This is a genomic window from Desulfoluna butyratoxydans (genome assembly GCF_900699765.1).
Taxonomy (GTDB): Bacteria; Desulfobacterota; Desulfobacteria; order Desulfobacterales; family Desulfolunaceae; genus Desulfoluna; species Desulfoluna butyratoxydans.
Genome location: NZ_CAADHO010000001.1, coordinates 267,733 through 282,405 on the forward strand (window position 1 = coordinate 267,733; position 14,673 = coordinate 282,405).

Here is a 14,673-nt window from a genome sequence, read left to right on the forward strand (position 1 = left end):
TCGTGTCTGTCCTGCTCTGATCCGAAGTGTTGTCCGGCTGCGTCCGATATCCGTCAGCGGGCGTCATGATTTTGTCACCCCGCCTCCCTGCCGCCCCTTTGTCACCCCCTGGTGCCGGGCCTTGCGGGCAGCGTCCCGACACGTCTTTTGCATCAAAAAGCGATTACATTACCGCCCTTTGAGTCGGAATACGTAGGCGAGAAGCTCTGCCACCGCCTGAAAGAGGTCGTCGGGAATCTCCCTGCCCACCTCCACTACTTTATACAAATTCCGGGCCAACGGGCGATTTTCCACCAGGGGAACCCCGTTTTCCCGGGCAATCTCCCGGATCCGCTGGGCAATTTTTCCCGCCCCCTTGGCCACCACCTTGGGGGCGGCCATCTGCCCCGGCTTGTAAGAGATGGCCACGGCCAGGCGCACGGGGTTGACCACCACCACGTCGGCGTCGGGCACCTCGTGCATCATCCGCTTTCTGGAGGCCTCGATCTGGAGGTTTCGAATACGGGACTTCACCAAAGGGTCCCCTTCCATCTCCTTGTGCTCTTCCTTGACCTCCTGGCGGGTCATCTTGAGCTTCTCCTCAAAGCGCCAGCGTTGAAAAACGTAATCAGCCACCGCCACGGCCACCATGGGCAAGGTCACGGCAAGGAAAATTTTAAACGCCACCCTCCCCATGTAGAGGAAAATCCGCAGGGCCGACTCATCGTAGAGAAGGGGAATGCGGGAGAGCTCCCCTTTAATCACCAGCCACGCCACATAGATGATGATGGTGAGCTTGGCCAGACTCTTGACCAGCTCCCCCACGGCATGAAGGGAAAACTTGTTCTGGAACCCCTTGATGGGATCGATGCGCTCGATCTTGGGCATCACCGCCTTGGGTGAAATGACAAACCCCACCATGATCACGTTGGAAAAAAGCCCCAGCACAAACACCGCCAGAAGCACCGGTGCCATGATGAGGAGAAAGAGCCACCCCATATGGAAACACAGATCCACCACGGCCTTGAGGGTCAGCGCCTCCACCGACTCAAAGGCAAAGGCGTCCCGGAAGAGATCCTCAAAATGCCCGGAGATAAAGCTGGAGGTCAACAAAAGAATGAAAATGGCCCCCAAAAGCACAAAAACCGACGGCAGCTCGGCGCTTCGGGCCACGTCCCCTTCTTCCCGTGCCTTCTCCCGTTTTTTCGGGGTGGCCGGTTCAGTCTTTTCCTGCATGGAGTCTTCAGCCACGGGTGCCTCCCATCATCTCCAGCATGTGGGTGAGAAGGGTGGCGTAGTCCCCTACAAAGCGCCCCACCATGATGTGAATCACCTGAAGGGTAAGGCCAAAGAGAAAAAGCCCCACGGCGATCTTCACCGGAAAAGCCAGCACCAGAACGTTCATCTGGGGCACAAAACGGGCGCACATGCCAAAGGCACAGCTCGTAAAGAAAAGGGCCACCATGGTGGGGGCCGCCACGCGTATGCCCACGGTGAACATGGCGGAAACCAGGGTCTCCAGGGTGTTCCAGAGGCTCTGGGTGAGCAGCAGCCCCCCGGGCTTCACCAGAAAAAAACTGTCGGCCAACGCGGTGATCACCACATGGTGCCCCCCGAAGGCCAGAAAAAGGAGCGTGGCCACGAGATACCCCACCTGGCTCATGATGGCCATGGGCGACCCGGACTGGGGATCGATGGTGTTGATCATGGAAAAACCCATCTGAAAACTGATGATGCCCCCTGCCAGCTGAATGGCCGCAAAAAAGAGACGGGCGGAAAGGGCCAGGCACATCCCGAGGATCAACTCCGCCCCCATGGTGATCACCATGGGCACGGTCCCGTGGGGAAACACCGGAGCGGTTTTGGCTGCCACGGGCCAGAGGGTAAAGGCCAGCACCAGGGAGAGGGCGGTTTTCACCCGCACCGGGATCACCGGGCTGCCGAAGAAAGGAAAGAGAAAAAGAAGGGTGCTCACCCGCAAAAGCACCAGCAGGAAGATGCGGAACTCCGCGGTGGGAAAATTAAGGATCTCCATGGGCCTACCGGATGTACATGGGGATGTTTTCGATCACCCGGATGGTAAAGGTGGTGATCTTCTCCAGCATCCAGGGTAAAAAGAAGAGAAACCCCAAAAGTACGGCCACGATCTTGGGCACAAAGCTCAAGGTCATCTCCTGAATGGAGGTGACCGCCTGAAAAATGGAAATCAACAGACCCACCAGAAGCCCCAGAAGCAGCATGGGAGCAGAGAGCAGCAACGTCAAGATGATGCTCTCCTTGGCAAAGGTCACCACAAATTCAGGGGTCATTACACAAACTCCTCGTTTAAATGACAGACGTCAAAAAGCCAAGCCTCCGGCGGCAAGGTGTGCCACCTTGAAAGCAGGTTGCCATTGCGCTTTTCCCTTCGTGCCTCAGGGAAAATCACAATGTCGGCCACACGAGCAGACATTTTTTTGCCTGATTCTCGACAAAGGCCTGCCCCTGACATCAAAACCTGTTTATCAAACTTTTCAAAAGTTTGGCCCCCGGCAGGGCCGCCGGAGGCATATCCCTTATACCCCGAAGCTTTTGACCAGGGACCCCACGATGAGGTTCCAGCCGTCCACCAGCACAAACAGCATGAGCTTGAAGGGAAGGGAGATCATCACAGGGGGCAGCATCATCATGCCCATGGAGAGAAGCACGCTGGCCACCACCATGTCCAGGATAATGAAGGGAACATAGATGAGAAAGCCGATGATAAAGGCCGTCTGCAGCTCGCTGATGACAAAGGCGGGCACCAGGGTGGTGAGGGGCAAGTCATCATGGGTTTCCGGCCGCTTGTCCCGGGCGACCTTGACAAACAGGGCGATGTCCTTTTCCCGGGTGTTGGCCAGCATGAACTTTTTCACCGGCTTTTCCACCTCACGGACCATCTCGGTAAAGGGGATCTTCTCCTCCAGGTAGGGGTTGAGTCCCTTGTCGTAGGCCTCCTGCCACACCGGCTTCATGACAAAAAAGGTAATGAACAGGGCCAGGCCCACCAGCACCTGGTTGGGGGGCGCCGACTGGGTGGCCAGGGCCTGGCGGAGAAAGTGGAACACCACCACCACCCGGGTAAAGGAGGTCATGAGAATAAGAATGGTAGGAGCCAGGGCCAACACCGTAAGAAGGGCCAGCACCTCCAGGGCAACGCCCACCTCCGAAGGAGAGGTGGCCTGCCCCACCCCGATCTGAAGGGAGGGGATGGGAAACTCGGCCCAGGCACTCACGGGCAAAAGCAACAACACCCCGGTTAAAGCGGCCGGGCAGAGGCGCCTTATCAGCCCATTGCGATCACGTCTCATCCGGGGCCTCCCCTTGCTTTGCCTCGCCCCTGGCCATGCGGCGCCTGAGCAGGGTCTCGAAAAAAGACGGAGAGGCCTCGTCCGCATCGGCCGTGGCCTCAACCTCACCAAAGGTATGCAGGGTACTGATCCCGGCCGGGGTCACCCCCAGAAGCAGGCGCACGCCCTCCACATCCACGAGCATAAGGCGCTCCTTGGGCCCTAAATGGTAAGTCCCCCGTACCGCCACGGCTCCCTGGCCCGCAAGCTGCCGCATGCCGCCGATGCGCTTCAAAAGAAACACAACGCCCATGAGCACGGCCAGCACAACAAGCAGCATGCCCCCGGTTTTCAGCACCAGCGCCCCCATGTCGGGGATCGCTGAAATATCCTGAACCGCTCCCGCCTCCACGGCCTTCCCCCCTTACGACCTCAAGCTGCGCACCCGTTCCATGGGGGTGATGATGTCGGTTAAACGTACGCCGAACTTCTCGTTGACCACCACCACCTCGCCCCGGGCCACCAGCTTCCTGTTGATGTAGATCTCCAGGGGCTCGCCGGCCAGCTTGTCCAGCTCCACGATGGAGCCCTGGCCAAGCTGGAGCAGGTCGTTGACCAGCATCTTTCGACGGCCCAGCTCCACGGAGAGTTCCAGGGGGATATCCAGGATAAAATCGATGTCCTGGGTTTCGGCTCCGAAATCGTCCATTTCGTCAGTTTTGTTGCCGTTGTTATCTTCCATTTAGGTCTGTCCCTTTGCTATCGGGTGTAGAGTTTTTCTTCAATGCTGAAGGCCTGGAACCCACGCTGGGTCCCGGCAAAGCCCTTGAGCTTCTTCACGCCGCCCACCATGGCCAGAAGGGTGTCTGAGGCATCCTGGGTCAGCTCGATGACATCCCCCTCCTTCAAGCCGATGAGGCGCTCACCGGTAATTTCAGCCGTGCCCAGGCTCACCGCCATCTCCACCTCGGAGTCGAAGATGATCTCCTTGAGGCGTTTCTGCCAGGTGTAGTCCACGTCCTCGGTTTCCGCCTGGAACCCGGCGGAGAGCTTGCCGCGGATGGGCTCGATCATGGCATAGGGGATGCACACGATGAGGGTGCCCGCCGACTGCTCCAGCTCCACCTCAAAGCGGGAGACGATGACCAGGTCCGTGGGCATGACAATGGCGGCAAACTGGGGGTTCACCTCGGACCGGACCATGGCGGGGTGCACCTGCTCCACCGGCATCCAGGCCGTCTCGAAATCCTTGAGGCAGGCCTTCACCACCTTGAGGATCATGGCCTGCTCGATGCTGGTAAACTCCCTGCCGTCCACCCGGGCCGTGGAGTTGCCCTTGCCTCCGAAAAACTGATCGATGAGGTTGAAGACCAGGCGACTCTCCATGACAAACAGGGCGTGGCCCCTCAAGGGCTCCAGCCGAAACACATGGAGGCTCGTGGGCACGGGCAGGCTGCGGCCGAATTCGGCAAACTTCAGGATATCGTGGGACTCTGCCGCAATGTCCACGTTGGTATGCAGAAGGGCCGACAGGCTCGTGCGGATCTCCCGGGCAAACCGGTCGTTCAGGACCTCAAAGGTGGGCATGCGCCCACGCACCACCTGGTCCTGGCTGGTAAAGTCGTAGGGAAGCACCCCGTCGGGGTCGGGCTGGCCCGATTCGGTCTCCGTTTCAATGTCTCCGGTGCTCAGGCCGGACAGGAGGCTGTCCACCTCCTCCTGTGACAGAATATCGCTCATGGCCACCTACAGGATAAAAAATTCAGTGATATAAACGCCCTTAACGCGCCCGCTCTCCAGAAGACCGTTGACCAGGCGAAGGGTCTCGTACTTGAGGCGTACCCTGCTTCCGCTGCGCTCCATCTCCTCCACGGACCGACCGGCAAGGGCAAGACCCAGCGCTTCGACGATCTCCTCCTTGCGAAGGGTCATCTCCTCGGCCAGCCCCTCGGAGTTGAGGTCAAAGCTGAACCCGAGGGTCAGGGTCCGGTCCCCCATACGCCCGGAAAGGGGCACCTGAATGTCCGTCAGGGGCCACAGGGCCTGGAAGGGCTCCTTGTGACGCGGCGGCAGGGGTTCGGTCTCTGCGGCGACCTCCTTGTCGGATTCCCCGAAAAGAAACCACGCCGCACCGGCACAAGCTACAGCCAGAAGAAGGCATCCCGCAAGGATGATCACCATTTTTTTATTTTTCAAGAAACCCGGCATGACTCGCCTTTCGCCTTCGTTGTGTCTCCAAACCCCAAGGGGATCAGCCGGGTATGCCCGACAGGGACTTGAGACGCCCACTGGAAATGCCACGGGCCCCGGGCCCCGGATACGGCCCCAAGCGCGCCACCCGAAGGTAGAGCAACCACCGTGCCAACACCCCCTGGATTCCCCTTTTCTTCGCAAGAGCTCAAAAAAGTTCGATGTATTTCGAGGCATTGCAACACAGGCCGCCCATGACAAGCGTCCCTGCGGCGCACCCCCTCTTTTTCAGGTATCGGCAGAATCGTCAAAAACATGACACCCGAACAAAAAAAACGCGGCCCCGGGCAATGCTCCCCGGTTCGGCCGCGTTTTCTAAAAAAGCCATAGATACCCTGGCTATCGCTTCATGGAGATGGTGTCCCCGAGCATGGTGTCCACGGTGGTGACGATCTTGGAGTTGGCCTGGTAGGCCCTCTGGTTGGTGATCATCTTCACGAACTCAGAGGCCATGTCCACGTTGGACTGCTCCAGGGAGTTGGGAGCCAGACTGCCCAGACCGTTGGTGCCCGGACGGTTGGTGATCACCGAGCCCGAGAGGCGGGTCTCGCTGAAGAGGTTGCCCCCTTCCTTGAAAAGCCCCTGAACATTCTGGAACTTGCCCAGGGCCACGCGGAAGAGCGGGGTCACCTGGCCGTTGGAGTACTGACCGGTGATGATGCCGTCCACGTCCACGCTGATGTTCTGGAGGCTGCCCGCCCCGTAGCCGCTGGCAGACTGGAACACCGTGGTGGAGGCTGAAGCGAACTGGGTGGAGGAGAGCCCTGCAGGGGCCCAGTTGGTGCCGTCAAAGGCGATGCCCATGTCCAGCTCAATGCCCATCTCCGTGGTGCGGTTGTTGCCCCCCAAGAAGTCGGCGGCCACGGTGAAGTGCTGATTCTGGAAATCACCGCTCATGTCGGACCAGCCGTCGGCGTTGTCCAGAGCATCGGGATCCCCTGCGGAGATCACCACATCAAAGGTGCTGCCCACGGCCACACTGGTATCCTCTTCCAGGCGCAGAACGATGCCGTCCGGGCCTTCCACGGAGTTGCCGTTCTTGAAGTCCGCAGGCACGGTGATGGTGCCGGTCTTGCCGCTGCCTGCCGCCGTCCAGTTCAGGACAATGGGGTTGGTCCCAACGACACCGCCGCCTGCAGCAGGATCTGCTGCGGGATCTGCCGCCGTGGCGGAAGGGGCCACGGTAAAGCTGTAGGTTTCCGTGGCGGGGGGGCCGCCGGCCAGAACCGCGGGATCGCCGCTCCAGTCGCCGCTGACCTTGGGGGTGCCGCTGGTCCAGGTGGAGTTGGCCACGGTGAGGTTGCCGCCGGAGTTCCCCACAAACCGCTCAAAGGTCTGGCTTGCCAGCAGGCCGTCGGTGGTGAAGTTCAGCGTACCACGTCCCAGAAGGCCCCGTCCCCTGTCTTCATCGGAGTTGAAAATGTCCCTCATGTCCTCTTCCGGGTTGCAGGTGACGATGTACTCGTAGCTGCCGTCCCCTGCACCCTTGTCGAAGTAGAGGGTAAGGTCATGGGTACTGCCCAGGGCGTCGAAGGCCTTGACCGTGGTCTGGTACTCAAAGGCAAGGTCGCTGATGTTGATCCCCGCGCCGGGACGTCCGTCCCAGGCTGTGGACAAAGGCACTCCGGGACCCACGGTGTTGTCCTTGCCCCTGGCGTCCAGGTTGGTGATGACCGAAATCTTGTTGGTCTTTTCCGGGGGCGAGGTAAAGGACTCCAGCTGGATATCCTGGATGGAACCCACATCCTCCACGTCACCCGTGGCCTCGTTTCGCCGAACCGACCACCCCTGGGTGATGTAGCCGGAAGGGGTGGTGAAGTTGCCGTCCTTGTCGAACCGGAACTCACCGGCCCGGGTGAAGTACTGCTCGGCTTCGTTTTTGGGATGGCGCACGATGAAGAACCCCTCACCACCGATGGCAAGGTCCGTGGGGGACTCCGTGGATTCAAAGGACCCCTGGGCAAACTGCCCGGCGATCTCGCCCACGGAGGTACCGCGACCCACCTGAGCGCTTCCGGAGTTGGTGGCCACGGTCTGGCTCAGGACATCCTGGAAGGTGACCCGGCTGGATTTGAAACCGATGGTGTTGACGTTGGCGATGTTGTCGCCGATGACGGTCATGGCATTGCCCATGGCCGAGAGGCCGCTGACGCCTGAAAAGAGTGAACTGGTAAGTGACATGCGTTGATTTCTCCTCTATCGGTTTCCGCCATCGGCAGACGGAGCTGCCTGGGGCTGCGGTGCGGCAGCCATGGCTGCCCGGGGCTGAGCCCCTTGGGTTCCGAACAATTGAGCGGCGATCTCCGGGGGAAGCCCCCCGGGCACGGCACCGCCCGGCAGTGAAGGCCCGGCTGCCACCGGGGGTTTTTCAGGGGCCACCACCGTGGCCACGCTCCCGGGCGCCACCTTGCGGCCGTCCACCACCAGAAAGCTGCGCCCCCCCTCCCGGGTTACCCCCTCCACCATCCCGCGATCGGTGGTGGAGACGGAGGCGTAGTCGCCCTTGGCATTACGGGCGATGATCTTGTAAACATACTTGCCGTCGGAAAGACGGTTGCCGTCTTCATCGGTGCCGTCCCAGGCGATCTGCTGGCGGCCCTGGGAGATGAAGTCGGTACCGGAGCTGATCTCTTTGACCAGGACCCCGTCGGGGTTGTAGACCATCACGCTGACCCTGGCCGGCTCCTTCAGGGTGTAGTGCCCGCCGGAGGTTACACTACCGGCACTGAGGGAGACGGGGTTGCCGTTTGAGACCACCTCCTTGCCGATGTAGTCGAAGATGTTGTTCTCCTCCTTGCTGGCCTGGTTCACGGCCAGCAGGGATTTTAAGTTGTCGTTCATGTTCACCTGCTGCTCCAGCCCGGAGAACTGGGCCAGCTGCGCGGTAAAATCGGTTCCGTCCAGAGGGTTCAGGGGATCCTGGTTTTTCATCTGTGCCACCATCATGGTGAGAAAGGCGTTTTTTCCCAGGGCCTCGTCCTCATCCTTTGTGCGACCGGTCTTGTTATGGGACTGGCCGTCGAGGAAAATGGATCGGTTGTTGTATGTGCTCTCAACTCCCGGCGTTGTCATGCGCTCTCCTTACTGATTATCACCGATGATTCCCTGTTTGGGCGCCATCGCATCCGCCCCTTGCTCATGCCACCACGCTGATGGCGCCCTCATGTTCTCGCTTGGCCGGACCCGAGGCCTCGCCTTCGGGTTCTCCCGCCCCTCCCTGGCCGCCCTGCCGAGGGCTCGAACGCCCTCTTCCGCTGCGGCCTTCCATGCCCCCGCCGTTCTGGGCCATGAAGTCCATGGTCGCCCCGGTGGCCACCTCAATGCGGTCCAGGCGAATCCCGTGGTCGGCCATGAGGGCCCGGAGATCATGCTTGCCCGCGGCAAGAATCTCCCCGGCCTTCTCTTTTTCAGAGACGATGCGTACCGAAACGCCTTCGCCCTCTTTTTCGATGCGTATCTGAATCCGACCCAGGGAGGGGGGACGCACCTGAAACGTCACTTCCCGGTCGTTCTTTTTCAAAGAGGTGGCAATCTGCCGTCCCACCTGCAGGGCCAGCTGACGGGTCAGCCCGCTTTTGGGCGTATCCACCGAAGAGGAAGGCTCCAGCTCGTTTGCCGCGGCTGCCACCACGTCCGAGGGGGTAGGCACCACCGGGGCGCCTGCACGATCGACACCGGCAGATTTTACAGATTGAAGGGGAGCGGCGGCAGGCTCGTCCGTCGGGGTCGTCCTGGGTCGGGCTCCGGCGCCGGGAGCCATGGCCGGATGATCTTTCTTGGCCAGCCGGGCTGCACCGGCACCGTCGGGTGCGACCTCTGCAGGGGACGCCGCTTTTGCCCCGCGCACGGTGGCCCGGTTCCCGGAACGCGCCAGGGTGTTGCCAAGCCCTTCTGCAATGCCTGCGGCTGCAGCCGGGACCTTAACATCCGCGGAGGCAGGGGATGCGCCAGGCGCTGACAAAGGAGCAGCCTCCTGCCGCGTGGCTTTCTTCCCGTCAGCTGCACCGCGCACCATCTCGGCGAACCGGTCTACCCCCACCTCTCCGGCGGGTTGAGGAACCTTGCCGGCTGGGGCTGCGCCCCCCCCCTGAATGGGGCCGGGTGCCATGCCACCCTTGGTAAAGGGCACTTTTGCCCCGGACTTCCCGGGTGCCCCGGCATTTTTTTCCGGTCCGTGTTCCAGCTGGCCCTCTGCCAACGCGGGGCCGCCTGATTTCACAGCCGGAACCAGCGGGGAGACCGCCAACCCGGCAAGAAGCTCGGTCACCGCCTCATCGCCATTGCCCTTGATGTCCTCTGCCTCGGCGGACGCGCCTTTTTTGACCGGTCCTTTTCCTTCCGCCATGGAAAGAACAGCCTTTTTACCCGACGGAGCCTTTCCCTTTAATAATGTCCCGGCTTCGGGCCCCTCCCCCTTGGTCTCAGGGGCCATGCCCTTGGCCGCGTTGCCTTTTCCGAAGAAAGCCGTCAGGAGAGCAGCAAAGCCGCCGGGCTGCTTTCCCTTTGCCCCGCGTTGCCTGCCCGCGGCCTGAAGGCCCGAGGTTGCTTCCGATGTGGTTTGAACTGCTGTCTGCATGAACCTCTTCACTTTCCCGGTTGGATTGCCTGGGGTTACCGAAATCCCCCCGCCCTGCGTCATCAGGTGCGTTCGGCTTGCGGGCCCCACCGGTGGGACACCGCATGCCCTCAGACAAAAAGCAAAGCCCATGCCAACCTTTCACACTTGGCAATATTCATCATATTTACGAGACCTTATACATCAAAAGCATAGTATCCCTTACCCCAGCACAAATTTCCCCTTTGACGCCCGGAGGGAAATTTCTGCCCCGCCCTCAGCATGTTCATTTCCCGTACATGCACAGATCACCGTTTGTACATTCACCCCGTTCACCACGCTCTGCTCACCGAGGAACCGCGAATTTTATCCATCGATTCACGAATGTTATCTTTTTGCACGCATTCGGGTACATATTTTGCTATGTTACCCATGGCACCACCGGTCGACCCGGGGCTTCCGTAAGGTGATGACAATGTAAAAAAACGAAACGACGCTGTAACCGCTCACCACTGCAAGGGTTTTTCCCTCCACAACGTCCCGCCATTTTTTTTCAGACATCATTTATGACGGTCTGCCATTTTCCTGACACCTGTGACCCAAGAGGCACCATGAGAACCACTGTTTTTGATACCCCCATCCTGCGCACCATCATGCGCTGGGCAGCCATCATGACCCTGAAAGCCGGGGGATGGAAGGCCGTAGGCACCCTGCCCTCCGTGGACAAATACGTCGGCATTGCCGCCCCGCACACCTCCAACTGGGATTTTATCTGGACCATCTGCATTGCCCTGAAGCTTCGCGTCAAGGTCTTCTGGATGGGCAAGCACACCCTCTTCAAAGGCCCGGCCGGTCCCATCATGCGCTGGCTCGGCGGCATCGCCATCGACCGGAGCAAGGCCGGAAACACCGTGGAGCAATCCATTGCAGCCTTCAATGAAAACGAAAAGCTCGTCCTCATCATTCCGCCTGAGGGCACCCGGTCCAAGGCCCGGTACTGGAAAACGGGTTTTTACCATATCGCCAACGGAGCCGGGGTGCCCATTGCCATGGGATTCCTTGACTTTTCCCTCAAAATGGGAGGCTTCGGCCCGGCCTTGATCCCCACCGGGGACATCGAGGCGGACATGGATCTCATCAAGGGTTTCTACAGCAACGTCACCGGCAAATACCCGGACCAGTACGGCGAAGCCGAGGTGTTCTCCGGAAGCGACGCCATCGACGCCGACACCCGGGCTTACGTGGACAGCTCCAGCGTCTTTTTCTCCCCCACCGGAGACATGGAGAGCGACCTGCGCTTCCTCTCCGCCTACTACCGGGATATCACCGGCCCCGACGGCCCCCGCCCCAGCCTCAACGCATAAAAAAACGTGCGGCCCTTTTCGGGCCGCACGTTCAAAAACATCCGTCTTACACCACCACCCCGCCCCCTTACCGCGCCACCACCGGCCTCACCTTTTGCGGTCCACCCTGCGTGGACGAGGCAAAATGACGCCTCAGGTGATCCACGCGGTCACTGAAGCTGTCGTCCAGGCGCCCCTCTCGGGCCGCAGCCGCGATGCCTTCGGCCATCCATGCCGTACGAAGGGAGATGCGCCGCTCCGAAGCCAGCTTAGCGCTCCCCATGGCCGTTCCCCGCATGATAAACCGGAACGCCCGGCCGTAAATCAGCTCATCCACGGCATAGAGTTCTTCTTCTGCGCCATCGTCGTAATGGCGGGACACCAGCCCCTGCACCACCGGGTGCACCAATCCGTGTTTGCGGACCTTTCCGTACCCGAACATCTTGATCAGCCCGTCCACCCATTCGAGATACGACCCCAGGACCCCGCCTGCGTTGGCCAGGATATCAGGGATGGAAATGCGTCCGCGGTCCTCCAGATAGGTCTCGGCCTCGGGGGTCAGGGGACCGTTGGCCCCTTGCAGGATGTAATCCGCGTCCACCCTGGAGGCATGGACGGCACCGGTCCGCATCTCCGCGTCCAGGGTCACCACCTCTTCCAGGGCCGCGGGCACCACCACATCCACCGTGGCGGTAAGGGGCCGGGTGGTGTCCCCTTCCACAAATCGGCCCATGGTGTCATCCACCATCTCGGACAGCATTTTCCCGGAGGCAGCCCCCCGAACCAGCTCGTCCACCTGGGGAATGCCCCGTAAATTCACCAGGGTGCCCCCGGCATCGGAGATCATGTGGATGGACGCGCCCTTGCCGTGCACGATGGCGGCAAAGGCGCCGCCTACCTTACCAAACCCTTGAACGGCAAAGGAGAGCATGCGAATGTTGGCGTCCGCGGCGTGATAAAACTGGGGCTCCGTGTCCAGGGCTTCATCGATACGCGCAGGGTTCAGCCAGAGATCGGGATCGTTGTACCGGTGAAAGCCTTTGAGCACCGCCAGCACCTCGTAAAGCCCCCGGGCCGTGGCACCGGTCCGCAAGGTCAGTCCGCGCCCCCCGGGCTTTCCGGTGATGGCCGAGGAGGTATACCCCTTGACCTCTTCCCGATCCGCCGCAAGGGCGGACACAAGGGCCTTGTTCCCCACATCAATGCCGAAGTGGCGTCTCAGGCGCTCGGCTTTCTCCGAGGCAAGCTCCAGGCTCCCGTCGGCAATGGCAGCCAGATCCCGGGAGACCTCGTCGGTAATCACTTCAAAGAGCGTGCCGATCTCCTGCGGCCCGACCCCCACGTCCCCTGCCGGTACATCGGAAAAGGGCCCGATCCCCGCTTTTTTAAACAAAAAACGGCCGTAGGCGGCAAGGACCCGCTCGCGCACCTCCCCCTGACCAAGACTGCCCAGAATCCCTCCCTTGCCTGTGGCATAATAGGGAATCCCGAGCCCGAGGCTCTTGAACAGCATGTTGGTGGACAGGGCCCCTTCCCCGGAAAAGGAGACATGGGTTTTGTGGCAGCGGATCCCCCCTTTGCCGATTCCCTCACCGTTCATGCGGATAAAAAGGCAGCTCTTGCCGGAGTGATCGTCAAAATAGTTCTCGTAATGAATCCCTCGAAACCGGACCAGCCGGGAGATCTCATCGCCGAAAAGAGCCCTTTTTCCAGAACCGGGAATCTCCACGGGCACGGTGGCTGCAGCAAAAATATGGTAGAGAGTGGCCCAGTAGTAGTCGCTCTTCATCTCCCCGTCCGGTGCCATGAGGTAGTTCCTGATGGTGTCAAAGGCCACCTTCCTTACCCTTTGGCTCTCATCGGAGAGAAGAGACACCAGCGGGATGAGATACTCTTTGTGACGGTGCGCCTGCATGCGGCCCAGATAGGCAAGTTTTCCCCTGTAATCGGCCAGCGCAAGGTTACCCAGAAAGTCCCCTATCTGCCCCGTGGGAATGGGATCGCTCTTCATCAGCATGGACCGGGTGGCAAGCTCGTTCCGCAGAAACCCGTCGAGTTCCGGGGTGATGAGGGCATCGGCGATATAGGTGGAAAAGGCCACCATCCGCCGGTTGGCCATGACAAAGGTTTCAAAATACTGCCGGGTAAAGGGGATCCCCTTTTTGTCGAAAATGCCTTCGATGGTCGTGAGGTTGTTTCGAAAATTCTCGTAGGGGAGCCAGAGCTGGAGCCTTCGCTCCGGGACCGGCTCGTCGGCGATGATGTTCTGGTCGATGCAGATGTGAACCGTCGTCCCCTTTTTCAAGCGGCGCACCACCCGGTTCCAGGCCGTAAAATAGTTCTCCAGGGTCCGGATGCGCTGGTTGTGCAGGAGGGCATGGACAAACCTCTCGGTGGCGGTCCCCAAAAAATCCATGACCTCCTTTTTCCCGGCCACCTTCCCCAGCTTCTCCTCCATATACTGGGCCGCATGGTTCATGAGCCCCGGCTTTCTCACCCCGGGGGTCTCCCCTTCCACAATATACAACCGACGGTTGGCCTCCGGATTCCCTTCCAGGCAGACCACATAGGAACTCATGCGAAAGCTCTGCATGGGGTGCTCCCGCATCAGGGCCTTGATGGCCTCCAGGGTTTCACGTACCAGCTCCCGGGTTTCGGAAATGAAAAAAAGGTGCTTGTTGCCGAAACGGCCGGTGACATTGATCCCCTCCCCGCTTCCGGAAGCGTAGCGGTTTTTGAGCATGGCCTCCTGATAGCGGCTGCCCGCAATGAGAAAAGCGATCTCCTCGGTGGCCAGGGACCTGTAAAAATAGGGACCGAGATCGGTCTTGGTCAGCACGGTCTCGATGGCATCCAGAATGGTGTCGGGTTTGAGGTCGTAGGCATGGCGGAGATGGTTGTAGAGGGCATACACCTCTTTATCGGACACAAAGCGGTTGTCCATGCCGCGCAGCTTGTCACGCACACCGCTGTCCGTGAGATGGTACAATACGTCTGGGGTGGTCTCCATGATGGCTCCTTTCCGGAGCGCCTGGCCACAACAGGAGGGAAATGCGAAGACAGGCCACAGGCGAGCGCCCCGAAGGCTGGAAAAATGAAGCGTTGTGTTCGGCTACAGACGATTATAACCCGAAACCGATTCCCGGGGTAAATTTTCTGAACGTATCTGCGGCAGACAAATAAACCGGCCCAGACCAGCCGCCCATTCAGGGGCCCGGAAGCGCGCGCACAAAAAAAG

13 protein-coding genes are annotated in these 14,673 nt (G+C 60.3%); 1 reads left to right on the plus strand and 12 read right to left on the minus strand.

Features of this window, described 5'->3' with window-relative positions; all coding sequences use genetic code 11:
- Positions 1-168: 168 nt before the first annotated feature.
- The 11 genes from flhB to MSL71_RS01320 all read right to left on the minus strand — a co-directional run bounded on the left by flhB (position 169) and on the right by MSL71_RS01320 (position 10,113).
- The gene (gene flhB, locus MSL71_RS01270; RefSeq protein ID WP_246317684.1) at positions 169-1,230 is read right to left on the minus strand and encodes a flagellar biosynthesis protein FlhB; all 1,062 of its coding nucleotides are present in this window, start codon (positions 1,228-1,230) and stop codon (positions 169-171) included.
- Positions 1,223-2,014 carry a flagellar biosynthetic protein FliR gene (gene fliR, locus MSL71_RS01275; protein ID WP_180136865.1) on the minus strand — a complete coding sequence of 264 codons (792 nt, stop codon included), beginning with the start codon at positions 2,012-2,014 and terminating at the stop codon, positions 1,223-1,225. Before fliR ends, flhB begins: the two co-directional genes overlap by 8 nt.
- Positions 2,015-2,018: 4 nt before the next feature.
- A complete protein-coding gene (gene fliQ, locus MSL71_RS01280) occupies positions 2,019-2,288 on the minus strand; it encodes a flagellar biosynthesis protein FliQ (RefSeq protein ID WP_180136866.1) in 270 nt (89 codons plus the stop codon).
- A gap of 246 nt (positions 2,289-2,534) precedes the next feature.
- Positions 2,535-3,308 (minus strand): flagellar type III secretion system pore protein FliP, encoded by a 774-nt coding sequence (fliP, locus tag MSL71_RS01285; protein WP_281374411.1) that lies wholly within the window; start codon positions 3,306-3,308, stop codon positions 2,535-2,537.
- Positions 3,298-3,699 (minus strand): flagellar biosynthetic protein FliO, encoded by a 402-nt coding sequence (fliO, locus tag MSL71_RS01290; protein WP_180136867.1) that lies wholly within the window; start codon positions 3,697-3,699, stop codon positions 3,298-3,300. Before fliO ends, fliP begins: the two co-directional genes overlap by 11 nt.
- A gap of 12 nt (positions 3,700-3,711) precedes the next feature.
- Positions 3,712-4,029 (minus strand): flagellar motor switch protein FliN, encoded by a 318-nt coding sequence (gene fliN / locus MSL71_RS01295; RefSeq protein WP_180136868.1) that lies wholly within the window; start codon positions 4,027-4,029, stop codon positions 3,712-3,714.
- A gap of 17 nt (positions 4,030-4,046) precedes the next feature.
- The gene (fliM, locus tag MSL71_RS01300) at positions 4,047-5,027 is read right to left on the minus strand and encodes a flagellar motor switch protein FliM (protein ID WP_180136869.1); all 981 of its coding nucleotides are present in this window, start codon (positions 5,025-5,027) and stop codon (positions 4,047-4,049) included.
- Between the two features lie 6 nt (positions 5,028-5,033).
- On the minus strand, positions 5,034-5,483 hold the full coding sequence (locus MSL71_RS01305; protein WP_180136870.1) for a flagellar basal body-associated FliL family protein: 450 nt from the start codon (positions 5,481-5,483) through the stop codon (positions 5,034-5,036).
- Between the two features lie 393 nt (positions 5,484-5,876).
- Positions 5,877-7,718, minus strand: coding sequence for a flagellar hook protein FlgE (locus MSL71_RS01310; RefSeq protein WP_180136871.1), 1,842 nt, complete (start codon positions 7,716-7,718; stop codon positions 5,877-5,879).
- A gap of 15 nt (positions 7,719-7,733) precedes the next feature.
- Positions 7,734-8,609 carry a flagellar hook assembly protein FlgD gene (locus MSL71_RS01315; protein WP_180136872.1) on the minus strand — a complete coding sequence of 292 codons (876 nt, stop codon included), beginning with the start codon at positions 8,607-8,609 and terminating at the stop codon, positions 7,734-7,736.
- A gap of 64 nt (positions 8,610-8,673) precedes the next feature.
- Positions 8,674-10,113, minus strand: coding sequence for a flagellar hook-length control protein FliK (locus MSL71_RS01320; protein WP_180136873.1), 1,440 nt, complete (start codon positions 10,111-10,113; stop codon positions 8,674-8,676).
- A gap of 590 nt (positions 10,114-10,703) precedes the next feature.
- Between MSL71_RS01320 and MSL71_RS01325 the strand changes: the two genes are divergently transcribed.
- On the plus strand, positions 10,704-11,456 hold the full coding sequence (locus MSL71_RS01325) for a lysophospholipid acyltransferase family protein (RefSeq protein ID WP_180136874.1): 753 nt from the start codon (positions 10,704-10,706) through the stop codon (positions 11,454-11,456).
- Between the two features lie 67 nt (positions 11,457-11,523).
- Here MSL71_RS01325 and MSL71_RS01330 read toward each other — a convergent pair whose 3' ends face one another.
- Positions 11,524-14,445, minus strand: coding sequence for a Glu/Leu/Phe/Val dehydrogenase dimerization domain-containing protein (locus tag MSL71_RS01330; RefSeq protein WP_180136875.1), 2,922 nt, complete (start codon positions 14,443-14,445; stop codon positions 11,524-11,526).
- Positions 14,446-14,673 lie beyond the last annotated feature (228 nt).